Genomic DNA, 22,095 nt, shown 5'->3' with positions numbered 1-22,095 from the left:
GGGGGCATGGGAAAGCTGATCGGGTACGCGCGAGTATCGACTAACCAGCAAGTCACCGATAGGCAGCTGGCTGACCTGCTTGCCGCCGGCGTCCGGCGTGACGACATCTATGTCGATAGGGGAGTGTCCGGCGCCCGCGCGTCTCGCCCGGAGTTCGATCGAGCACTCGACGCGCTCCACGATGGCGACACTCTCGTGATCACCACCCTTGACCGACTGGGCCGGTCGACGCAGAACATGCTCGCTTTCGCCGAGAAGCTCGGAGACCGCGGCGCAGGCCTTCGTGTGTTGAATCTCGGCGGTGGCGACGTCGACACGAGAACGCCAATGGGAGCGATGGTCTTCACTGTGATGTCCGCGCTCGCTCAGATGGAGCTGGACATCAAACGAGAGCGCATTGGAGACTCCGTCACCAAACGACGCGCGGCCGGTAAAGATCTTGGCGGGCGCCGGCTCAAATTCACGGACTCGCAAATTCGTGGAGCTGCCCACCTGCTCGAACAGAACGAACCGGCGGCGCAGGTGGCTAAAGAGCTTGGGATGTCCCGAGCGACTTTGTACCGAAGAATTCGGGCGCTCAGCGGATCTCGCTGATCACGTTGGCGAGGCAGCAGGTGAGGTTGAAGGTGGGGCCACCGAGGGAAGGGAGTCGGTCGGGCAATCTGCTTGTAGATAAGGTCATGTCACGGGTCTCGTCCGGGTATCAACAAAACCACGTGTCGTGATGCGCGCGCCGATTTCGACAGTTCAGGCGTGGATCAAAGCCAGGGGGAGGTAATTCGATGACTCGTGATGAAGCAGCTACGCGTTTGGAGCTAATCGACGTTGCGCTTGCTGCTAACGGCTGGAGCGACAGCCAAATCGATCGCGAATATCGCTATCGGGCCGGGCGCGTCTTCTTCCTAGGCGATGAGGTGCACAGAGAGGTTCCCCAGTCGGCAGACTATGTTCTCCGTGAGCGGGCAAACGGTGTGGCCCTCGCCGTGTTGGAAGCAAAGGATGAGTCGCATTCCCCCGGAGCGGGACTGCAGCAAGCCCACGCGTATGCAGAGGATCTAGGTGCACCTCTAGCAATCGCCTCGAACGGCCATGCGTATGTTGTGCAGAGTCTGCAGTCTGGAGAAATCATCCAGATAGATGCGCCCCCAGGACCCACTGGACTCTTGGATATCATTCACGGTCGGTTCAGAGCTCCTGCACCGAATCCCTTACTTGCTCCCACCCTTTCGGATCGTCCACTCAGGTACTACCAGGAGAGAGCAGTTCATATCGCTGTTGACGCGATCATGGCTGGTAGAAAACGACTCCTTCTCAATCTCGCGACAGGCACGGGCAAGACAGTTGTCTCTGGAAACATCGTGTGGAAGCTCTGGCGCACCGGTGTGGTGCGTAAGGTGCTCTTCCTGGTCGATCGTGTCTCGCTATTAGGGCAGGCCTATAACAGCTTTTCTGCATTCGGCGATGCCCGAGGCGTCGTGGGCGAGGATAAAGATCTCCCGTTGTTGAGAGACGTGCATTTCGCGACGTACCAGGGGCTGTATAGCGAGCGCGGTGGTGGTCGACTCTTTGAGCAGTACCCGCCCGATTATTTCGATTGCGTTGTAATCGACGAGTGCCATCGGTCTGGGTACGGCGATTGGAAGGCAATTCTCGACCACTTTGGAAACGCGGTGCACGTAGGGCTGACTGCAACGCCCAAGCGCGCTGACACCATCGACACGTACGCCTACTTTGGTGCTGAGCTCCTCGATGACGGAGGTCACGGCCAGGCTGACTATGAGTACTCGCTTGCCCGGGGCATCGAAGATGGATTTCTCGCTACCTATCAAGTGCTGCAGGTATCTACGAACCTCGATGAAAGAGGCCTGCATATCGCTCGCGAGGTGGAGTTTGGAGCCGAGCTTTTCACACCAGAAGATGTCGAAATTCGTGATGTCTACACTTCAGAGCAGTTCGAGCGAGAGATATCGGTACCGGATCGGACGAGGGTGCTCTGCGAGCATCTGGCGAACAAGATACGGGAGTGGGGCACGGCCGAGAAAACAATCGTCTTTTGCGTCTCAGCCGCACATGCAGACACGGTTCGGACTCATATGCAGAATCTTTTAGGCGTGGAGGAGGGGCTACCGAGATACGCCGTCCGAATTGTGTCGGAGGAGAGAGACTCGGCGACCCTTCTAGAGGAATTTCGAGATCCCCGGGGGAGACAGCCCGTTCTCGCAACGACCGTTGACCTCCTCAGCACGGGCGTAGACATACCGTCGCTTCGCAATGTGGTCTTCATGAAGCCCGTTTCGAGCCCGATCGTTTTCAAACAGATTCTCGGACGCGGTACGAGGCTTGATCCCTCCACCGGGAAGCTCTTTTTTCGAGTGGTCGACTACACAAATGCCACACGACTACTAGATGCGTGGGATCTTCCATCTGCCCCTGATGAGGAGTGGGTGACTGGCGCACAAACCGTGTTGGTTAGCGTCCGAAACGTCGACGGAGAACCCATTTTGGGGGCGCGAGTCGCCGCCACACTCGGCCGCCGCCATATCGCGCGGGGCATTACAGACCAGTACGGACAGTGCGAAATTTCCGGTCTCCCGGTGGGGTCTCTAACTGTCCGGGCTAGCGCGAGCGGGCGCCGTCCTGGACGGGTGAGGGTGAACGTCCCGCAGGATGACGAGATAGAAGTCGTCCTTGAGGAGTCTGGTGTAGGTCCAGGCCGGATGGTCATATCAGGCGTAGAGGTGACTCTAGCCGCAGAAATAACACTCAATTTGACGTCAGATGGGCGAGAGCTATCTGTCGAGCAGTATGTGGACCTCGCGGGTGAACGCATCCGAGATGCCGTCCAGGGCAGCCCAGCAACGCTTAGAGAACTCTGGCGAGATCCGAGCACCCGAAATCGACTTCGTCAATCGTTACGAGAGCATAGCGTCGACACAGAGCTCTTGGGGCTGGTGCTTGAGCGTCCGGACGTAGACGATGCGGATCTTCTCACCTACGCAGGTTGGCGTGAACCGTTGCGAACGCGAGAAGAGCGTGCACGTAGAGTTGAACTGCGATCTGACTCGGTCTTACCCGGTCTGTCGGATCCTGAGCAAAAAGTCTTGCGTGGGCTTTTAGATCAGTACCGCGTAGCGGGACTTAATGAGCTCGATTCTGCCGCCGTGTTTCGCACCCCAGCGTTGCGCTCGATCGGTGGCCTTGATGCGATTGTGAGCATGCTTGGTGGGCCCACGCGCGCACGAGAAATCTTGGTCTTAGCCCGAAATGAGATTTATAGGAATGGCGGAGTTGCGTGACCCTTCAGGAACTGCAGCGACTAGTTAAGTCTGCAAGTGAAAAGATGCGGGCTGACGACAACACCAAAGGGACAGCAAAGTATCTTGAACACTTCTCCTGGCTTCTGTTTCTTAAGGTTTTCGAGCAGGTCGAACAAGAAAAATCGCTGGTCGCTGAGATAGATGGTCGCAGCTTTGACCGAATCATTGAGTCGCCCTTCAACTGGAGTGACTGGGCGGATGGTCAGTACACGGGTGACTCGCTTATCTCATTCATTAACGATGAGCTGTTCCCGCATCTTCGTAGCCTGACTGGCACTCGCTCGAGAGAAACGGTCGCCGAGTTGTTCAGCGGAGTTTCGACGGTCATGAAGAGCGGCTACGTCTTGGCTGAAGTCCTAAAAGTCGTCGACAAGATCCGATTCCGTGAGGCCGACGATTTTCATGCGATGACCGTGATTTACGAGACGCTTCTTGCTCAGATGGGCAGTGACTCTGGCTGGTCAGGCGAGCACTACACCCCTCGCCCCCTGATCAATTTCATTGTTGACGTGGTCGACCCAAAGGTCGGCGAAGTCGTGTTCGATCCGTGCTCAGGCTCCGCCGGCTTTCTAGTCGAGGCCTTCGAGCATATGAGACCGAAAGCCACTACTACGCAAGAGGATGAGTTCCTTCACTCGGAGGCGCTTCGGGGGCAGGACTCTGGTGAGTTCCCCTTTTTGCTAGGCACGATGAACCTGCTTCTTCACGGTGTGACAGAGCCTGATATCAAGCGGCGCAACTCTCTTGAAAGAGACATCCGCACCATTTCGAGCGACGACCTAGTCGATGTTGTTCTGACTAATCCGCCTTTTGGTGGCTCTGAGCATCCTCAAGTGCAGCGCAACTTTCCAATCCGAAGCAGCTCAACTCAGCTACTTTTCATGCAACTCAATCTGGCTACCCTGCGGCCCCAGGGACGAATGGGGGTGGTCCTTCCAGAGAGCTTCTTGAGCAACGGCGACTCATTCGCAGTTTTCCGAAAGCAGATGCTTGAAACCTGGAATGTACACACGATCGTCAGCGTCCCCTCAAAGGGTATTTGGTACAAGGACGTCAAAACGGATCTGCTCTTCATAGACGGGCCGGGTCCGACAGAAGAGATCTTCTATGTGGAGATTCAGCCGCCCCCGGGAGTCAAAAACTTTAGTCGAGTGCGAAAGCCGCTGACCGAAGAAGCGCTCGCCCCGTTCCTCGAACTTGTTAACAACAGGGCAGAGAGCGAACATTCCTGGTCGGTTCGGGTCGAGGACCTAGATCGAGACTCTTTTGATTTGCGGCCAATGAAGCCAGCTACCGAGACGCTGCTGACGTTAGAAGATGCTCACGAACGACTATCGCGCATAGGCGCGAGAGCGCCCATAGTCGAGGCTAGCGTGGAGAGCCTCACCTCAGCACTCTCGGGGGCGGCCCCCGCGGAAGCTGATGTTGCCTTCCCGCTAAGGCCCCTCGGTGATTGCATCACTCTTGTTCGCGATCGTCATCAGCTCGTTGAAGACCAGCACTATCGTCGAGTACGGGTGGCCCTTCACGGTCGTGGCCTCGCACTACGAGATGAGGTGACCGGGCGCGAAGTTAAGACAAAAACGCAGTACTTCGTTCGTCAAGATCAATTTGTGGTCGCAGAGATTGACGCGAAGCTCGGGGGTATGGGAATAGTCCCGCCTGACCTCGATGGCGCTGTTGTTTCGAGCCACTACTTCTCGTTCGACGTCGACCAGAGTGTCTGTCGGCTCGGATGGCTGACCCTCTTGGTTGAGTCGGGTTTTCTAACCGGGCTGCTTAGCGCAAAAGGAGCCACGAATTATGCGTCGGTTCGTCCCGACGATATTCGGGAACTTCAAGTTCCTATGCCAGAAGTCGATGTGCAGGACGACGTTCTCCGCATCATTGACGCGGCCAACTTGGGATACGAAGCAGCCCGAGATGTTGCTGACGAACTAAGCACAGTTGTGCAGGAGGTTAGATTAGGGGCATTGACTGGTCGTCTCACTCAATAATCCGGGCCGCTGCTAGCTCTGTCTGCCCGAAGGGCAAAGTAAACCGAAGACACCGTATCCCAACGATTTACCGGCCTTTGTGCGTACCGCTTAGCTCGTCCCTAACCTTATTGATGTTCACATACGCCGTGTATAGGCGCGGTATGGCGATCAGAAATACGAGCAGGACGTAGACGGCGAAGGCTGTCGCGATTGCGGCAAATGGACCGGAGATCGAGCCATCCGCGTTTGCACCGAAGTTCATGCCGAGAACCAACCACAGGGCGGTGCCGCCTGACATTAGGGACGCTACGAGGAGATGAGCGGCAGTCTCATCGAGCGAATCCCTGTCGATTTGCTCAACTGTTTTGAAGTCTTCCGCCCGTTCCGTAAGCTTCAAACGCATCGACGAAACTTGTCCCCAAGCCGCCAGGAAGCTCCCCGCGAGCAGCGCCACGCCGGCCAAGAGCGACCCAGGCGTACTAATCTTCGCTCCTGGTAGGAGCATCAAGCCCCCAACAATTCCGGGAACCAAGATCATCACGATTCGTGTGGCCTTATCGGCTATGGGACGAGGGTCTCGGTAGTCGCTAAGGGCTTTCCAATGACCGCGGAACAGTTCGACAGGCAGAAATCGTTCTAACACGCGAGCATCGCTCCTTTCAGGAGCTACAGCTGGGCTTGAATGCCCAAGGTTGGGCCAATCCGTTGAACGACGGGGTTGGCCTTGTTGCGGATTTCTGAGGGCTTCGGCTTCGTAGAACCGAGCGGATAAACGTAGAGCTGGTCTATCGTTTCTGAATTGATCTTCTGGGTCTTCCCGTTTTCGAGGAAGGTCAGTTCTGCGTCGTCAAATTCTACGCCTTCGACGTCCGGCTCGATAAGGGTTAGAACGTCCTTTGCTGCCATCTTTCTTCGCTCACTTTCGCTGCCCTTCCCGCTTCGTTCGGCCATCTTTGTGAGAGCCTCGCCAAGCTTCTCAATGGGGGTCTTCTTCAACCCCCACTGCACAAGTTCGATGTCGTAACTTGATCGGCCACCCTGAGCGTTGATCGTACGGCGCCGGAGCTTGAACCCATGGTTGGCCGAGCCAATCAAAATCCCATCGAGACGCTCACCGTCGATACGAGGTGTCAGCTTCCAGTTCAACCAGGGTTCCTCCTTCCTGCTGCCCTTCTCGTCAAGGCTCACCGCGGCTCGCTGTGCTCGACGCGTCATCCACTGCATGAGCACTTCGCCTGCAAAACCGCGGCCGCGTACTTCGGACACCATTACCGCCATGTCCCCATTGGTTGGGAATGCAAGGAGGACGACCGAACGACGGACAGCCGCCTTTTTCTTAATCGGTTCATGATTTCCGGAGCGGTCGACAAGGGCGTCATGGTCGGCCTCCCGGCCGGTCTCTACGAGGACTTCTAAAGCTCGACCGATTTGATTGAACTTTACGACTTCGAAGTACGGCAGGTTCTCTGCGTCGAGAATCTCCTGTTGCCGGGCTTCTTCCCGTAGCTCGTCAACGTAATAGGTCGGGGTACCAATCTGCGTCGCCGCGTCACGCAGCTCCGTGAGCTGTCGAACAAATTCGTCGAATGCATCGACCTCACCTCCGGCTCGGCTGACATCTTGGATCTTGAGTAAGGCATCATCCGTTCGTTTGCGAGCAATGTGTGGCTCTATCGTGTGAATTCGATATCCGTATACCGCCATTTGCCTGCCCCAATCCGTTGTGCCGACGTTAGCAACTGCGTCCGTCGCTTTAGGTATTGACGAGCGACACGGCCGTAAGCCCCTTAGCCAACTGATTGCCTGCCGACCTTCGAGAGGACTAATGAGATTGGCTTCGAGCTGAGACAGCTCACGTTGCAGCTCTATGACCGGTGAATGCGACACGCCGATGACATGCCAGTAGCAGTTACAGATTTAACGCTTGAGTGTCCACATGGCCTACGGAAAGCCCGGACGAAAGTCCAAAGGCGCGAGAGAGCTGCTTGGCACGCGACCCCCTGTCGACCTCGCCGCAGAAGCGCGGATGAAGGCAGACGAGCTGGGGCTGTCGATCAACGACTACTTACTTCGCCTGCTAGCCGAAGACCTGGGGCGTCCCGAGTACGTCCCCTCACCAGCTGATCCCACTCGTATGGAGCTGCCTATTCCGGCGGCTTAACGAGAGAGGCCCGCCAGAGGCGGGCCCGAAGCTCTGGCTCCCTACCTCGTCTGAGTTTGGCGACTGACGTCGAGGTGTGGAGCGGTTCCCATTCAAATGCCCGGTAGAGCCGGGAGGCTCTGCCGCGTTCTCTTTGAGGAGACGAGGCAATCGTACCTCACGTGGGACTTGCTGTCCCGTTTTCGCGCGCAAACACGCCTGTCGGCGTGTCAAACCACTTCGACGACCCGATTTCGGGGCCACAGGATGCCCCAGGAGCGACGAGCTCGAAGCGGTTGGGCTCATGGAGCCTGGAGGCCCCTCCGGGGGCGTATGCGGCTGTGCCGGCCTGGGCGAGCGGCGCCGCGTGGTTTGATGCGGTGATGGATGCTCTGCGCACCCCAGAGGGTGAACAGCTGCGCCGGCGGGTGAAGGTCGCGCCCGACACTCTGCTGCGGATCGCGCACGCCGACATGCTCGCGGCCGACGCCGACACTGGCCGCGGTGTGAGTACCGCGCACGAGACGGTGGCCGAGGTGACGGGGGTATGTAAGAAGACGGTGCAGCGCGCCCGGGGGCTGCTGGAAGCGCTCGGGCTGGCCGTCTCGATCGTGGAGGGCCGCTACCTCACCGTGGCCGAGCGTGAGGCCGCTGAGAGTGCCCATGGGGGACGTCAGATCAAGGCCGCGTCGGTGCGTGCACTCACGATGCCGAAACGGTGGGCTGTGGAAAATGTCCATCTACCCCGTAGGGGTGACCTTGGTATTAAAGCTCCTGATTTAGAAGTTAAACCAACGCGCGCAAGCGCGCGCGAGTCGGCCGCTTCGCGCCCTCCAGCAAAGACGAAAGGATCAACGCGCCCCGGTTTCCCGAGGTCAGGTCAGCCGAGGCCTCTTGGTGTGCAGCGGTTTGCTGCAGGGTTGGTGGCGCGGATGCGGTGGTTGGCTGATGGGCGGCATATCGGTCAGGTGTGCGCGATGCTCGAACGCACAGGGGTCGACCCCGACAGGTGGACAATCGACGCCTTCATGGACGCTCTCGCCACGGGCAACAAGCATGCCGGCTTCACCGTCGCAGAGCCTTCAGGGCAGCGTGATCCTGTGGCGTATCTGGGGTGGCAGATCAAAAACGCGATCGACCCGAACGAGCCGACGCCGGCCGAGGAAGCGCAACTCCGAGCGATCCAGGCACGAGCCGAACTGGAAGCCCGCCGGCGCGAACGAGAGGCCGAAGAAGCACGGTGGGCGTCCCGCGATCAGGCAGCGATCGACGAGGCGATCGTAGCGATGCACGAGCAACAGAAAGCGTGGGAACGCGCACGACGGCACCCGAACGAGGAAACCGAATGACGTGTGGTCACGAACGTGGTTACAACGGGTGCCGGCGAGCGTAGTCCGTGTCGAGCCAGAGCGGCGAGCGGTAACTGACGTGGCCGACATGAATGCTGAGAACGGGCACGTTGAAGGTGAGCGCGACGGCCTCGCGAATCATTCGTTTGGCGTCCGCAAAATTCGTGTCCTGGCTCCAGATGTCGTCTTCGACGGCACACACTGACCACAGCCCGGGACGATCACGAATGACGATCGCGGTCACATTCCTCATGGCTCAATTCTCGACGTCTCAGCCCTCTCCCTGAACTCAGGCTCCCGGGCCAGGCATGACGTTCTTCTACCCGGATCGACTTCTTTTCCCACGGGCCGGCGCACCCGGTCTTCGTTGACCTGATCGGAGCACCCGCTTCGCCGGCGCCTCCCCCAAAAGATCGGGGCCGGCACAAGCCGGCACTGCCTGCTCGAGCATTTTTCCGTCTGTCTGGCCACTTCACGATAGTTCGCTCCCGGCCCTTCGTGCCCGCCAATCCGGACGCGCCCCCAGGGGGCTTATTTCGCCCGGATTGGCGGGCACTACGGGCCGTCCGCTCTCAGTCGCTGCGCTTGCCAGACAGGCAGAAAAACAAGTTGAAGGAGAACCCAGTGCTACTTCTCACCACACCCGCAGGCGACACCATCAGCGCAAGCACCGACGTCGAGCTGGCATCGAAATGGCTCGACAAGCAATACGGCGAGACCTGGGCAGATGGGCTGATCCCGTTCGACGAACACGACTACATGAACTCCACCATCGAGGAGCTTGCACTCATGCGGGACGGAATCTTCCCCGGCTACGCCATCACCGAACCCACCACCTTCGACCACTAAGGAGACACACCATGACCACCAACACCGCCACCCCCACTGTCCAGCAGGGCACTGTCGAGCACATCGACCCGACCGAGATCGTCGTCGAGGCGAACGTACGAAGCGAGGCGAAACTGGCTCTTCTCAGATGAGGGTGTAGGTCGGCCGGGCGCGTCGGTCCGCAGATAGACGTCGAGATCTCCCGACGACGGAGGTTCCTACGCCATCCATCCGAAAGACCTCGACGTGACCGACGCTACCCCGCCGGCCGGCTTCGGCCGCCCTGACCTGACCGCCTTCGCGTCTTATCCCAATCGGCTCTGATCGGGTCTGCTGATCCTCTCGACGAGAACGCAGCGACATCACAGCCACCCAACCCCGACCGTCCGAGAAGCCGGGACACGTCACATGACCTGTGCTGCGGGCGTGTCGAGTGGGTCGTCCAGGGGCGACGCAGGAGCGTCGACGCGACGTGCTGAGAGGTGGTTCCAGTCGAGCACTGGCACACCGGCTACAGGCATGGCGATAGGTCAGGAACGGCGTCGCTCCCTACGCAGGAGGGAGCGCAGAGTCTCGGCGTTCGCGTAGCCGACCCGTAGCGCGATCTCGGCGGAGGTGAGGTCCGTGGTTGCTGAGAGGTGCCGAGCTCGTTCGATGCGAAGCCGTTGGACGAAGCCGAGCGGAGTGAGGTTGAGCGCCGCACGGACTCGTCGTTCGAGGGTGCGCCGGCTGGTGCCGAGCGACTGCGCGACGAAGGCGACGTTGAACGGTTCGTCCAGGCGGGCGCGCACGAAGCGTTCGAACTCGACGACGATCGGGTCCTCGTGCCGGAGATGTTCGTAGGCGACGAAGGCCGCCTGCGACGGGCGCTCGTCGATCATCAGGAGCTTGGCGACATGTTGGGCCAGGTCGGGGCTGATCGATCGCACGAGTGAGAGCGCGAGGTCGATGTGGGCGAACGCGGCGCCGGCGGTGACGAGGTTCCCGTCGACCACGACCATGGTGTCGAGATCGAGGGCGACGGTCGGATAGCGCTTCAGGAACGCCGGCCCCAGGAACCAGCTGGTGGTCGCCCGCCGATGATGCATCCGTCCGGTCTCGGCGACGGCGAACACGCCGGTGCACGCCGCGGCGATCCGGGTGGTCGCCTCGTCGAGGCGCCCGAGCGAGGCGATGACCGAACGAGCATCTCGGCTCTGGAGGGCGTCGTTGGTAGCGGCGGCCGTAAGGGTTCCAAGCGCAGGGACGACGACCACGTCGAACTCTCCGGACTCCGACAGCGGGTGGTCCACCGTCAGGGTCATCGATGCCGTCGTGGTCACTCGCCGTTTCGGTCCGAGGATGGCGAGTTCGATCGGGTCGATCCGCGGGTCGACATCGCCGCGGGCACCGTCGGCCACCCGCACGATGTCGATGATCGACGCGATAGCCGAACCGAAGCAGCCGTCGATCGCGATCAGTCCGATACGCATGACGTAAACAATAGCAATACTGCCGTATACGCCACTCCCCACCGGCCCTCGCTCGTCATACGCTGAACTCGCTTCACCAAGAAACCTCGACACCTAGGAGAGTCCCTCATGTCCACACCCGCATCACTTCCGTATGCCTTCGTCGCCAAGATCATCGCGGCCGATGGACAGCACGACGCGCTCGCCGATCTGCTCGCCGGCGCTGTCGCACTCGCCAACGAAGAAGTAGGAACGATTGTCTGGTTCGCGGTCAGGACCCACGCCGACACCTTCTGGATCTTCGATGCATTCCCCGACGAGGCCGCTCGCGACGCCCACGCCAACGGCGCCATCGTCGCAGCCCTGATGGCCAACCAGCACCTCCTCAGCTCAGCACCCGAGATCCTGGCGGCCGACGTCCTCGCGTCCAAGCTCCCGTAGTCCGCCAACGCACGAGACGATCGCGCCCCGCCGAGCCGTCGCCAGGTCGCGACGCAACGCCATGCTGCGTTGCCGAGCGGTGCGAGGCCTATCGGCCGAAGGATGTCGGGCAGTTCATCGCCCAGGGCCTCACCGTGCACGGGCTGACCGTTGGCAGCGCTGCCCGCGACGGCAACGCCCTCGCGCACGAGCTGATGGGCTTGGAGCGCGGCGGCTTCTACGACCGCGACAAGCTCGCAGGCGTCGTCGATGCCACCCCGGCCAAGGCACTCCATGTCGCCCTCGCGGTGGTTTCGGCGGCATCGAGGCCAGCATGTCCAAGATGAGCTGGCGCAACCCGAACTCGCGGGATGCGCTCTACCTCAACCAGATCGCCGCCTGGGGCTACACCCTTAGCGAGGTCGAACAGATCATCGTGGACGCCGAAGAGCGGGAGCCGGGCGCGTATGAGGGCGACCGGCCGGACGACGAACTCGACGAGGAGTAGCACGGGCACCCGGCGTGGCAGCCCCGCACTGCGGCCACGCCGGGTCACTCCCCCGGCTCCGGCACGGAGGCCGGAACCTCGCCCGAGAGCGGAATGCCGGCGTAGCCGGCATCGACCCGTCTCCGGTCGGAGCCGCTACGCGGCACAGCACTATTCGTCGATGACTTTCGCCTCGATGATCGTGAGGAGCTCGTCCGGATTCATGCTGGCGTCGGCACGGCGGAGCGCTTCAAAATAGACCGGCTCATCGGTCCATTCGAAGATTCGGTCACCTGTCATTGCCAGAAGCAGCACGTCCGCGTATAGGCGAGTGACGCGACCATTGCCGTCCACAAACGGGTGGATCTTGACGAGGTGATGGTGAGCGCTCATCGCAACGAATTCCGGCGTGAGCCCGGCACTGTCCAGGTTGCTGGTCTGCCAGTTGAGTTGATCGAGTTCCGCGTAAAGAGCTTCCCGAATGTGCTCGGGCGCTACCCCGATGCTCAGTTCCCGGACCCGAATTGCGCCGGCCCACTTCCAAATGCTCCCGTAGCACGCCGCGTGAATATCCGTCAGCGCATACGGCGTTGTCAAATCGGCCACCGTGAGCTCCCCCGAGCTGATGCCCGCGTAAAGCTCATCGCGGGCATCAGCCAACGCTTGCGCTTCCGCCGCATATAGCTCAGCCTTCGTCTCGAAGGACACACCGTCAACGAACGCTTCCGCATCCTCCGGATCAACCGGGGTGTCGTTATACGGGCTGGAGAACTCAGCCAACAGGACGGTGCGAATGCGCCTTCAGACGCTTCACGAGATCGCCGCTCCCGGCCACCCGGACCTGAGGTGCTGTTGTCGGCATGCGACCTTCGATCTTCATCGTCTTCATCGTCGATTCCACAACCGTCTCGCTCAACCGCTTCGCGCTGACGAACTTCTTCGGTGCCATACCCTGCACCCCCTTCATTTCGCTCGCCACCAGAATACGCCCCACGACTCCCAGCACGCCCTCAAGTGCGGCCCGCGAAAGCCTGCTGGGCGTGCAGTCGGCGCCGGATTAGTGCTTTTCGTGGCGGCTTGGAATGATGTGGTGTCACAGACAAGGGAGCGCCAGGTGCAGGTCGAAATTGGTGACACGGTGGTCTACCCCCACCACGGGGCCGCAACAGTCACCGCGGTCAAAACACGAATGATCAAGGGTACGGAAGCGGCGTACGTGTCGTTGCGGGTGCACTCCAACGACCTGATGATCGAGCTTCCGGTCGCAAAATTCGATGACGTCGGCGTCCGCGACGTCATCAACGCTGCCGGGGTGGAAGGCGTCTACGCGGTACTGCGCGCGGATGTTCCCGAGGATCTGAGCAACTGGTCCAGGCGGTACAAGGCCAACCAGGAGAAGCTCGTCTCCGGCGACGTGGTCCGGGCCGCCGAGGTCGTTCGGGATCTGTGGCGCCGCGACGTAATCCGGGGGGTGTCGACGGGTGAGAAAGCGATGCTGATCAAAGCCCGCCACATCGTCGAATCCGAACTCGCCCTCGCCCTGAACTGCACCCAGGACAAAGCCGCCGCCGTCGTGACCGGAGTGCTGGAAGAAAACCTCCCCAGCTAGCCCGAGTGCTTCGCTCGAGCACGCGCCGCGGCTTCCGACCTAGCTTCAACGGCGGGGTCGGTGATAGAGATCATGACGGTGCTGTCGCGCCGATCAAACAGCTGCACCGTCACAGAAACACCACCAGTCCTCCAGACCGTGACCGGGGTGTCCTCGAAACCCGGAACCGGCTGCGGAGCCCCCAGCGCTTTCCGGAGGTGCCGGTGCAGTTTCCGGTAGCCTGCCTGCGCCGTTTTGCTGCCCGGGTCCGGGCTGGAGTAAACGAAGAGCATCACGCCGAGAAACTCGTCCTGGAAACGCGTCCAGGACGCGGAGACGGTCTCGGACAGATCACAGCGGAGGGCGAAAATCGCTGAGTCTCCACCGTATTCGTGCGGGACCGAGCCATCCGGGTGCAGCCCGCACGTGGCGAACAGAGCGTCACGGTCGGCGTCACCGTCAATGGGTATCGCGTCGGCGAGCTGCTGGATGAGGTTGGCAAGGGCGTCGGGGGCCGGGATGAGACGGTGGGACACCCGACTCAGACTAGGACCGATCCACGCACCGAGCTGTCGGGCAGGTGGCTGGGCGCGCCGGCCTCTCCCGGAGGCCGGCGACGAGGGAGACCCCTCGTGCTCCCCCGTGATAATCCACGGCGGCCTGAGCTGATCGTCACCGTCACTGCCCGGGTGGATCTGTGACGGCGAACGGTGCCGTGCGGGGTGGTGTGCGGAACGGGACGAACCAGCTGCCGTAGTCGAGGTTCACGGACCCCTCCAGCAGACGGGCATGTTCGGCGACCTCGACGGGGTCCCAGTAGAGAAGCTCGTGGTCGTCGTCTTCGAACAGGATGCCTTCGACGTCGTCTCGCCATCCCTCGTCGACCTCGAGCTCGTAGGTGTCGATCAACACCTCGACTTTGTCAAGGAGCAACTTGACGGCGAGGGCTTCTGCGATCGTCGCGGGATACTCCCACGACGTCGCGACACGGGTCGTCACGACCACGGTCGCGACAAGGAACTGGTGCACGAAGCGGCCATCGTAGCGGTCCTGAAATTGTTCCGGCAAACCATGCAGGGCCATGGTCTCGCCGGGATCGAATTCGCCCGTGTTTATGGCGGTGAGATCCTCGAAAAGTTCATCGACGAGGATCTCACCGGCCGTCCAGAACAACCCCACGAGCAGCTGCACGTGCGGCTGGAGACGTCGGCGCGTGAACGCGTCGACGTCCTCATCCAAAAGCATCTCCGAGAACAACCCGACGATCCCCGCACACTTCACCGCATCTGCCCGAAAGTCCTCAGCGGTCACGCTCACCCCATCCACGAACCCACCCTAACCAGCTCAACCACCACAGCTCTCTAGGCAGAAGCTTCGGTCGCGCGGTGCGCGACCTCCACTCCCCCAGGACCGCGAGTGGTTGCGGTGTCGAGGTTCGTTGCGTCGCGCATGGTGGCCCTGGGCCGGGCCACCGCATCCCACCCCGTCGGGGTGGGATCGGCCGCGCCGGCTCCGCACCTGAACGGTGCTCCACCGCGTGCGCGGCCGCCCTGCCCCGACCGAGGCTGAATCCACTTTCAGTGGACTCGCTCGGGGCGATGCAAGGTATGATTGGCGTAACGCTACGCGCCACACCAATCCCTTGCCCTGCGGGGCCCGACCCACCCCTGGTGGGTCCCTCCGCATCCTGCGTCGGAGGTCCTCATCAGTGTCTGATTCGTCCCGCTGGCGTCTCTTCGGTCGCGGCGAACCTGCCGCCCCCGAAGAGCGCCCAGTGGTGGTGCCGGCGGACGAGCCGACCCCACCATCAGCGGCAGCCGACGTCGACCCTTCGGGGTCGTCGTGGTCTGGGCCACGCGGTGAGCGCGTGAAAACCGTTGCTGTGCGCCTCACTCCTGACGAGCACGCGAGGTGGGTTCACGCTGCGGAAGAGGATGGTCGGCAGCAGCTTGGCCGGTGGGTTCGCGAGTCCGTCGATGACCGGTTGGCGGGGCGTCCGGATCGTCCGGCGCCGGCGGCGTCGGAGGAGGTGCGGGCGATGCGGGCGGAGCTGTCTCATGTGGGGTCGAACCTGAACCAGATCGCGAAAGCGTTGAACGTTGCGGAGCTTGGGGGTGGTGCTGCGCCGGAGCTGCGAGTGGTCGCTCAGGTGATCGAGGACACCCGGAAAACCATGGCTTCGCTTCGAGACGTGCTGCAGGAGCTTGGGTGAGCGCGCGGTGGCCGGGCAGTCTCGGAGAGTATCTGATGGTGTGGTGCGCTGATCTTCTCGAGCCGTTGGATGTAGTTGATCGGGTGAAGACGGTGAAGTTCTATCTGCGGGCCGATCGGGATGCTGCGTGGCCGTCCAGGGCGGCGGTGCAGCGTCACGTCGAATGGGTCACCGGTGAACTCGCCATGTTTCCCCTCCCGGAGCTGCGTCCCGCACCCGAGGAATACCCACCCCTCCCCCACGGCTACCCCCACATCAGGGAGCACACTCGCTGATGGTGATCGCGAAGATCACCAAAGGGTCCCGCCCCGGCGACATCGCCGCGTACCTGCACGGGCCGGGAAAAGCGAACGAACACCGGTACGAACGCCGCCCCGGTGGTGCCGTGATCGGGGGGAACCTCGGTCGGGAGGGCGATCGCAACGGGAACGCCTGGGCGCAAGACCTGCGGGCTGCGACCCGGACCCGGGAGGAGATCAAAAACCCGATCTGGCACGCCTCCCTCCGCGCAGCGCCAAGCGACCGGCGACTCAGCGATGCGGAGTGGCGAGACGCGGGACAGCACATGGCCGAGAAACTCGGCTACGAGAACCACCCCTGGGTGATGGTCCGCCACGGCGACGACCACGTCCACGTCGTCGTCTCCCGGGTGTCGGAACAGGGCGAGGTATGGCACGCCCGGCAGGACTACCGGAAAGCCCAAACCGCGGCGACCGAGATCGAGAACCAATACGGGCTCCAGCAGGCCCCGCGCACCCGGAACGTCGAGCAGGCCCGCACACCCCAGTCCCACGTCGTGGAGTCACAGCAGAAACAGGCCGAGCAGATCCAGAAAGAACGCACCCAGGCGGCCGAGCAAGCCCGGGAGGCCTACCAGGTTGCCACGAGAGGTCAGGCGCCCGCGCAGGACGCGGTGCGCACCCGGCCCGATCAGGAACCGGCCGTCCGGGAACAATCGGAGGCCGCGGATCGGATTCGGCGCGCCAGGGAACAAGCAAGCCGCGACAATGACCGCGACAGAGACCGGTAGCGAAAGGTTTACCGGCTTTAGGACGGTTTATCCGATCTGGATAAAGCTTCGCTCAGGGCCGGGGTTAGGCGGCTTGGCTGACGGGTGTGATGTGCCCGGTGGCGGTGTCGAGTTGGTACTCGGGGTCTTGTGTGGTGGTTGGGTGTGCGGTGATGAGCCAGTAGTCGGGGCGGTCTTCGACGATGAGAGGGTAGCCGCGGAGGACGGTCCAGTCGTGGTCTTGGGCGAATGTGCTGGTGGGGTCGTGGAGGATGATCCGGTAGCTGACGCCGGGATGGGTGGCGGTCAGAAAATCGATGAGTGTGTCAACTGATTCGTGCATGGCGTATCCCTCCCTGTGTTGTGGACTTCTGTGCTCAGAGTCACTCATCCTGTGGTGAAGCGGGACGGGATGGCCGGAAATTCACGGCCTGTTTACACGTGCAGGAAGGGGTGGGTCTGTCCGTCACCCGAAGACGGACAGACCCGGCGTCTCGGCACCTGGCTTACCCGTCATGTGTCGAGAACACCACAATAACCGGGTCTCACGGTCGCAGTGGACTGAGGTTACGTCGTTGAGATGCCGACGCCGATGGCGTACCCGGTGGTGGTGTGTTCGGCCGGGGGTGAGGTGGCGATAGGAATCCATCCGGTGACGCGGCCGACATCGCTGGCGGTGCGGATATCGCCGGGATGGGAGGCCAGGACCACGATGATGCTCCGCCACTGCTCGGCGGGAGGGATGGTGTCGGAGGCGATGAGGTCCAGGTGATGGGTGACGACCACATCGTGGTCGTTGCTGAACCGCACACCGAGCCCCGAACCCCCAGACCCCTCGGCCGTGTCGAGCTGCCAGATGAGGGCGCGCCCGGGAGCGGGTTCTCCCGGACCCGAATCCGGGTGGGGTATGAGGTCACCGCCCAGCATGCGCATCCCCACAGTATGACCGGCCGCCCGTGGCAACGGAGCAGGTACGGGTCCGAGATGATGGGAGCATGTGTGCGGAACGGGTTCGGGTGGCTCTCCTCCTTGAGCACCGGATGGTGATCGACACCCTCACCGTCTGGTTCCGCCGGAAAGCACCGGACCTGATCCGCGTGGTCGCCGCGGCCACACCCGACACGGTCCTCTTCGGAGACACCACAAGTGCGCCCGACGTGATCATCACGGATCAACCTCCTTCATTGGCCTCGCTCTCCCCTGCTGTGTTGTCAGGCCACGAGGGAACGAGACGTGTTGTGGTTACCGGCGAACCGCCTCCGGTTGAGGAAGACAGCGCTGATCCGGTGGCGTATGTGACGATCGCCGATCCGCCGGAGACTTTGGTCGAGGCGGTCACCGCCCTCACCGAGGGTCGATCGTTTGTGTCGGCGGGGGCCCGCGACTTGCACCGTGTAGGCCCGGCGGTGAAACTGACGGTGAAGCAGCAGCGCGTGCTGGGTTTGTATGTGGATGGCCTTTCCGTGGTGGACGTCGCCGAGCAGGTTGGAGTCACCCCCCACGCGGTGGCGTCGCATCTGAAGCAGATTCGGAAGAAATACCGCACCGCCGGTATCCCGGTCTCCACGAAGATCGAACTTGGTGCCGCCTTCGCTGGCGCCACACCCGCCAGCGCTCACGGTTCGGTGCTGGATGCGCTTCCCATGGAATACCGGCAAGCTTCCCCTCACGAACCCGCGGGCGTGCTCCGGTGGCCGTCTGTCGCCGGGCTGGCGGGGGTTGAAAGGAACACGGACTGGGACCAGTTCTCGACGGTGATGTCGACCCTTCAGATCGCGGCCACGCTCGGGATTCGCCAAATGGACGTCCTGAATCGGTTCGCAGACGGCACCATCCCTGCCTACCGGTTCGGGAAGTACTGGATCGTCTTCACGGCCGAATTCCGAGCCTGGATCACCGCCTGCACCACCACCGACAGCGCACAGATGCCGCCGGTCGATGTGCTCGCGGCCTACGACGAAACCATGACCTACAAGGACCTCATGGAGCTCTTCGAGAGGTCCAAGCTCACCATCTACCGGTGGATCGCAGACGGCACTCTGCCCGCGTTCAAAATCGGCAACAGATGGCTCATCCGAACCCACTACCTCCGCCAAACACTGAACGAGAACAGCAACCAGTCACCGTTGTAACACCGCAGCGCCCGGTTTGGCCCCCTGTCGGGGGACATCGATACGCTCGAAGTAGACAGGTGTAGGCGAAGGAGGTGGCTGATGACGTGGGGACCACAAGCCCAAGGAGGCCCACCCGTACCCGTTCTGCAGCGCCTCGGCGGGGGGTGGATGTGGTTGTTCCCGCTGGGCTGGATCGCAGCTCTCCCCGTCTGGGCGGTCTGGGGAATGTTCGCCAGCATCGCCCCCACCGACGTCCTGGCGACGTGCCCGCCTGATGAGTTCGGTGTCGCTCATAGCGGCGACTGCCCGGCCGCACGAGAGGTCGTTGGGCAGCAGCTGACGACTTTCACAACGGTTCTCGCCGTGGTGTGGTTGATCGCTCTCGCCTTGTCGCTGCTGATCGGGTTCGTTCAAGGCCGGCGTCGACGCCGGATCCTCTACGGCCGCACCTTTCTGATCATCTTCAGCGTCCTCGTCGCCGCGATCCCCTTCATCGCCTACTTGGCCGGCTACGGGCTGGGGCGGCTCACGACCGGTGTCAGGCCCCGACGGAAGCGAACCCCACCACCACCCCCTACTCAGGCGGAGATCATCCGGGACTCCCCCGACCCGCTCGGCGCCATCACCGACATCATCACCGCCCGCACGGACAAGCTCCCTGGGGCGGTCCTTGGCTGGTCTCTCGATGGAACTGACTCGATCGTGACCGCTCCCCCACGCGGCGGCGTCCTCGTCCTCGGCCCACCCGGCTCCGGCAAAACCAGCGCCGTCCTCATCCCCACCGTGCTCCTCGCACCCGGCGCCTGCGTGTCCTCCTCGATCAAGTCGGACGTCATGAACGCCACCGCCGCCGTCCGCGCCCAGAAAGGGCGTGTATGGCACTTCGATCCAGGCGGAGACGAGGTCACCCCGGCGGGTGTCGAGCACGTCCGCTGGTCCCCCCTCGTGTCCGTGCGCTCCTGGGACGACGCCCTCCAAGTCGGGAAGACCATGGCGGAACCACTCCGGAAGGGCGATCGCGGCTCCGGTGACACTCACTTCGTCGGGCGCGCCACCGACTGGGTCCAAACCCTCCTCTACGCCGCCTACCTCGACGGCCGACCCATCGCCGACGTCGCCCAATGGGCAATGGCCGCGTCTGATGAGCAAGCCCAAACCGAAGTCCTCGAAATCCTCACCCGCGCCCAAAACAGCGGCGATGAGGGCGCGAGGATTGCCTCACAGAAGCTGCTCGGCCTGATTTCGACTCCAGATCGTGAGCGCGGGTCGATCATCTCGACGATGGTCGCACTCTTGCGTGTCTACGACTCCGTGAACGCCAGAACGATCGGCGTTGACCCCAACTTTGATCCGCGAGAATTCGTGCGCTCCACCGACACCCTCTACATCACCGCCCGCCCCGACAAGCAAGAGCTCTACGCCCCGCTCCTCGCAGCGCTGCTCGAGCAGATCCGCTTCGAGACCTACGACCGCACCAAACACGAACAAGCCGGTCTCGAACCAGTCCACCCGCACGTCACCTTCGCCCTCGACGAAGCCAACACCACCGCCCCCATCCCCCTCCCCGCGATCATCAGCGAAGCAGGCGGCCAAGGCCTCCACATCGTCGTCGGAATCCAAGCACTCGGCCCAGCAATCGCCCGCTGGGGCGACGCCGCAAAATCCTTCCTCACCCTCTTCCCCACCAAAGTCATCTTCCGCGGTGTCTTCGACAAAGACACCGTGTCCGCGCTGGCCTCCGCCGCCGGCGAATACGACCGACACGTCACCAGCTACGGAATCTCCACCAGCTACGTCGGCAAGTTCCTCATCCCACTCCAGACGGTCAACCCCACCTACTCCATCGACCGACGCGCAGTCCTCACCGAAGGCGACATCACCTCCATACCCGAAGGCCGCGCACTCGTATGGGACGGACCTGCATGGGGACTTCTTGCGATTGGGTATCACTGGAAGGCGGGTGTCTGGCAGGCCGCCTTCGATGCAGCGCCCGTCTCGCTTGCGGTGGGGCGTGCAATCTAGGCGTATGTCCCGAGTGCTTGACGGATATAATAGCGCTATTAGTGTCATTGCATCTAACGGTGCCAATAGGATTAATGACGCTATTGCTATTATTATGTCGGTCCAATAGGGTTAATAGCGTCATTATCCATAATGGTGTTATTGGAGACATTGTGACTAACACGCTCAACCGCGGCGCCCTTGATCGCGTGATCGCAGTGATCAATGGGAAAGGGGGAGTCCTCAAGACCACTCTCTGCGCCAACATAGGCGGCATGCTCGCGCACAGCGGCTATCGGGTCCTGCTGGTCGACCTCGACCCCCAAGGCAACCTCGCTGAAGATCTCGGTTACACCGACTCTGAGAGTGATGATCAAGGTAGAGCTCTAGCCCAAGCCCTCATGTTTGGCGGGGGAGTGGCACCGATCTCAGAAATCCGATCCAATCTGGACGTCTTTGCCGGCGGAATGCAGCTCGACCAGGCCACGGCGGGACTCGCAGCGCGCGCGAACAAAGACCCCGACGGCGCCAAACTCGCCCTTGCCCACATACTTGAACCCCTTGCCGCGAACTACGACATGATCATTCTCGACTGCCCACCCGGCGACGAGACTCTTCAGACCGCCGCAGTGGCCGCAGCACGCTGGGCGCTCGTGCCCGTCAAAACCGATGCATCCAGCCGTAAAGGTCTCAAGGCGGTAGCAGCGCGCCTCGACGGCGTGCTCGCCATAAACCCGAGCCTTGATCTCCTCGGCGTCGTTCTCGTGGACACCGGTACAAGCTCTCACGTCATCAAACGAGAAGCCCGCGAACAAATTGCCGCACTGTTCAACTCTGACCGAGACGTCGTCTTCGACGCCACGGTAAGGCACTCCGAAGCAACCGCCCAGGCCACCCGCGAACGAGGACTGCTCGTATACGAGCTCGACGAACACGTTCGTAAAGGACCCAAATGGTATGAAGTGCGTCGGGGCGATGCCAACGCCGAAACCCTGTCACCTCGTACGGCGGCATCCGTCGCGGATGATCTGTTCGCAATCACTCAAGAAGTCGTTGCTCGCATTACGACGGCGGAGCAGCAAGAGGTGGAGAACGCATGACCGACCAAACCCCAGACCGGCGAATCGCTGGCCTGACCCCTCGACCGGCTGCAAACAACGACCTCAGCCGGCTGCGCAGCAAGAACCGTCACCCCGCGGA

Annotated in this window: 24 protein-coding genes; 14 read left to right on the top strand and 10 right to left on the bottom strand. The window is 61.8% G+C overall.

All coding sequences use genetic code 11. The features are described from left to right. Positions 1 to 6: 6 nt before the first annotated feature. The 3 genes from ABFY20_RS20170 to ABFY20_RS20160 all read left to right on the top strand — a co-directional run bounded on the left by ABFY20_RS20170 (position 7) and on the right by ABFY20_RS20160 (position 5,314). Positions 7 to 594: a recombinase family protein gene (locus ABFY20_RS20170; protein WP_368499994.1), complete on the top strand. Its 588-nt coding sequence runs from the start codon at positions 7 to 9 to the stop codon at positions 592 to 594. 188 nt (positions 595 to 782) lie between these two features. After that, the gene (gene hsdR / locus ABFY20_RS20165) at positions 783 to 3,296 is read left to right on the top strand and encodes an EcoAI/FtnUII family type I restriction enzme subunit R (RefSeq protein WP_368499992.1); all 2,514 of its coding nucleotides are present in this window, start codon (positions 783 to 785) and stop codon (positions 3,294 to 3,296) included. Beyond that, entirely contained in the window at positions 3,293 to 5,314 is a 2,022-nt protein-coding gene (locus ABFY20_RS20160) for an N-6 DNA methylase (protein ID WP_368499991.1), read from the top strand. The genes hsdR and ABFY20_RS20160 overlap by 4 nt, the downstream gene beginning before the upstream one ends. Positions 5,315 to 5,381: 67 nt before the next feature. Here ABFY20_RS20160 and ABFY20_RS20155 read toward each other — a convergent pair whose 3' ends face one another. Both ABFY20_RS20155 and ABFY20_RS20150 read right to left on the bottom strand, forming a co-directional pair. Further along, a complete protein-coding gene (locus ABFY20_RS20155) occupies positions 5,382 to 5,834 on the bottom strand; it encodes a hypothetical protein (RefSeq protein ID WP_368499990.1) in 453 nt (150 codons plus the stop codon). A 128-nt stretch (positions 5,835 to 5,962) separates the two neighbouring features. After that, a complete protein-coding gene (locus tag ABFY20_RS20150) occupies positions 5,963 to 7,000 on the bottom strand; it encodes a hypothetical protein (RefSeq protein ID WP_368499989.1) in 1,038 nt (345 codons plus the stop codon). 777 nt (positions 7,001 to 7,777) lie between these two features. Between ABFY20_RS20150 and ABFY20_RS20145 the strand changes: the two genes are divergently transcribed. After that, on the top strand, positions 7,778 to 8,785 hold the full coding sequence (locus ABFY20_RS20145; protein WP_368499988.1) for a hypothetical protein: 1,008 nt from the start codon (positions 7,778 to 7,780) through the stop codon (positions 8,783 to 8,785). A gap of 19 nt (positions 8,786 to 8,804) precedes the next feature. Here ABFY20_RS20145 and ABFY20_RS20140 read toward each other — a convergent pair whose 3' ends face one another. Next, entirely contained in the window at positions 8,805 to 9,038 is a 234-nt protein-coding gene (locus ABFY20_RS20140; protein ID WP_368499987.1) for a hypothetical protein, read from the bottom strand. 371 nt (positions 9,039 to 9,409) lie between these two features. Here ABFY20_RS20140 and ABFY20_RS20135 point away from each other — a divergent pair, with 371 nt between their 5' ends. Continuing rightward, the gene (locus ABFY20_RS20135; RefSeq protein ID WP_368499986.1) at positions 9,410 to 9,634 is read left to right on the top strand and encodes a hypothetical protein; all 225 of its coding nucleotides are present in this window, start codon (positions 9,410 to 9,412) and stop codon (positions 9,632 to 9,634) included. Positions 9,635 to 10,143: 509 nt separating this feature from the next. Here the strand turns inward: ABFY20_RS20135 and ABFY20_RS20130 are convergent. Beyond that, entirely contained in the window at positions 10,144 to 11,085 is a 942-nt protein-coding gene (locus ABFY20_RS20130; RefSeq protein WP_301220694.1) for a GlxA family transcriptional regulator, read from the bottom strand. Positions 11,086 to 11,193: 108 nt separating this feature from the next. Here ABFY20_RS20130 and ABFY20_RS20125 point away from each other — a divergent pair, with 108 nt between their 5' ends. From ABFY20_RS20125 to ABFY20_RS20115, 3 genes are all read left to right on the top strand, one after another. Beyond that, positions 11,194 to 11,505 (top strand): putative quinol monooxygenase, encoded by a 312-nt coding sequence (locus tag ABFY20_RS20125; RefSeq protein ID WP_368499985.1) that lies wholly within the window; start codon positions 11,194 to 11,196, stop codon positions 11,503 to 11,505. 134 nt (positions 11,506 to 11,639) lie between these two features. Continuing rightward, a complete protein-coding gene (locus ABFY20_RS20120; protein ID WP_368499984.1) occupies positions 11,640 to 11,831 on the top strand; it encodes a hypothetical protein in 192 nt (63 codons plus the stop codon). Continuing rightward, complete coding sequence (locus ABFY20_RS20115; RefSeq protein WP_368499983.1) at positions 11,819 to 11,992, top strand: hypothetical protein; 174 nt, start codon at positions 11,819 to 11,821, stop codon at positions 11,990 to 11,992. Before ABFY20_RS20120 ends, ABFY20_RS20115 begins: the two co-directional genes overlap by 13 nt. A 150-nt stretch (positions 11,993 to 12,142) precedes the next feature. Here ABFY20_RS20115 and ABFY20_RS20110 read toward each other — a convergent pair whose 3' ends face one another. Together ABFY20_RS20110 and ABFY20_RS20105 are read right to left on the bottom strand one after the other, a co-directional pair. After that, positions 12,143 to 12,751 carry a Fic family protein gene (locus ABFY20_RS20110; protein WP_368499982.1) on the bottom strand — a complete coding sequence of 203 codons (609 nt, stop codon included), beginning with the start codon at positions 12,749 to 12,751 and terminating at the stop codon, positions 12,143 to 12,145. Continuing rightward, positions 12,744 to 12,920, bottom strand: a complete 177-nt coding sequence (locus ABFY20_RS20105) for a hypothetical protein (RefSeq protein ID WP_368499981.1) — start codon at positions 12,918 to 12,920, stop codon at positions 12,744 to 12,746. Before ABFY20_RS20105 ends, ABFY20_RS20110 begins: the two co-directional genes overlap by 8 nt. Before the next feature lie 165 nt (positions 12,921 to 13,085). Here ABFY20_RS20105 and ABFY20_RS20100 point away from each other — a divergent pair, with 165 nt between their 5' ends. After that, on the top strand, positions 13,086 to 13,580 hold the full coding sequence (locus ABFY20_RS20100; RefSeq protein WP_368499980.1) for a CarD family transcriptional regulator: 495 nt from the start codon (positions 13,086 to 13,088) through the stop codon (positions 13,578 to 13,580). Here the strand turns inward: ABFY20_RS20100 and ABFY20_RS20095 are convergent. Both ABFY20_RS20095 and ABFY20_RS20090 read right to left on the bottom strand, forming a co-directional pair. Continuing rightward, a complete protein-coding gene (locus tag ABFY20_RS20095) occupies positions 13,577 to 14,095 on the bottom strand; it encodes a hypothetical protein (RefSeq protein ID WP_368499979.1) in 519 nt (172 codons plus the stop codon). The genes ABFY20_RS20100 and ABFY20_RS20095 overlap by 4 nt on opposite strands. A gap of 142 nt (positions 14,096 to 14,237) precedes the next feature. Next, entirely contained in the window at positions 14,238 to 14,885 is a 648-nt protein-coding gene (locus ABFY20_RS20090; protein WP_368499978.1) for a hypothetical protein, read from the bottom strand. A gap of 541 nt (positions 14,886 to 15,426) precedes the next feature. Here ABFY20_RS20090 and mobC point away from each other — a divergent pair. Together mobC and ABFY20_RS20080 are read left to right on the top strand one after the other, a co-directional pair. Beyond that, positions 15,427 to 15,771, top strand: a complete 345-nt coding sequence (gene mobC, locus ABFY20_RS20085; RefSeq protein ID WP_368499977.1) for a plasmid mobilization relaxosome protein MobC — start codon at positions 15,427 to 15,429, stop codon at positions 15,769 to 15,771. A 274-nt stretch (positions 15,772 to 16,045) separates the two neighbouring features. After that, positions 16,046 to 16,801, top strand: a complete 756-nt coding sequence (locus tag ABFY20_RS20080) for a relaxase/mobilization nuclease domain-containing protein (RefSeq protein WP_368499976.1) — start codon at positions 16,046 to 16,048, stop codon at positions 16,799 to 16,801. 64 nt (positions 16,802 to 16,865) lie between these two features. Here ABFY20_RS20080 and ABFY20_RS20075 read toward each other — a convergent pair whose 3' ends face one another. After that, positions 16,866 to 17,123 carry a hypothetical protein gene (locus ABFY20_RS20075; RefSeq protein WP_368499975.1) on the bottom strand — a complete coding sequence of 86 codons (258 nt, stop codon included), beginning with the start codon at positions 17,121 to 17,123 and terminating at the stop codon, positions 16,866 to 16,868. 224 nt (positions 17,124 to 17,347) lie between these two features. Then, the gene (locus ABFY20_RS20070; RefSeq protein ID WP_368499974.1) at positions 17,348 to 17,713 is read right to left on the bottom strand and encodes a hypothetical protein; all 366 of its coding nucleotides are present in this window, start codon (positions 17,711 to 17,713) and stop codon (positions 17,348 to 17,350) included. Positions 17,714 to 17,820: 107 nt separating this feature from the next. Here ABFY20_RS20070 and ABFY20_RS20065 point away from each other — a divergent pair, with 107 nt between their 5' ends. The 3 genes from ABFY20_RS20065 (at position 17,821) to ABFY20_RS20055 (ending at position 21,995) form a co-directional block, all read left to right on the top strand. Next, positions 17,821 to 18,912, top strand: a complete 1,092-nt coding sequence (locus ABFY20_RS20065) for a helix-turn-helix domain-containing protein (RefSeq protein WP_368499973.1) — start codon at positions 17,821 to 17,823, stop codon at positions 18,910 to 18,912. 207 nt (positions 18,913 to 19,119) lie between these two features. After that, complete coding sequence (locus ABFY20_RS20060) at positions 19,120 to 20,916, top strand: type IV secretory system conjugative DNA transfer family protein (protein WP_368499972.1); 1,797 nt, start codon at positions 19,120 to 19,122, stop codon at positions 20,914 to 20,916. 152 nt (positions 20,917 to 21,068) lie between these two features. Then, positions 21,069 to 21,995, top strand: coding sequence for a ParA family protein (locus ABFY20_RS20055; protein ID WP_368499970.1), 927 nt, complete (start codon positions 21,069 to 21,071; stop codon positions 21,993 to 21,995). The last annotated feature ends 100 nt before the right edge of the window (positions 21,996 to 22,095 follow it).

Source organism: Herbiconiux sp. A18JL235 (genome assembly GCF_040939305.1).
Lineage (GTDB): Bacteria > Actinomycetota > Actinomycetes > Actinomycetales > Microbacteriaceae > Herbiconiux.
The sequence above is the reverse complement of the archived record's forward strand: the minus strand, read 5'-3'. Positions and strand labels throughout refer to the sequence as shown.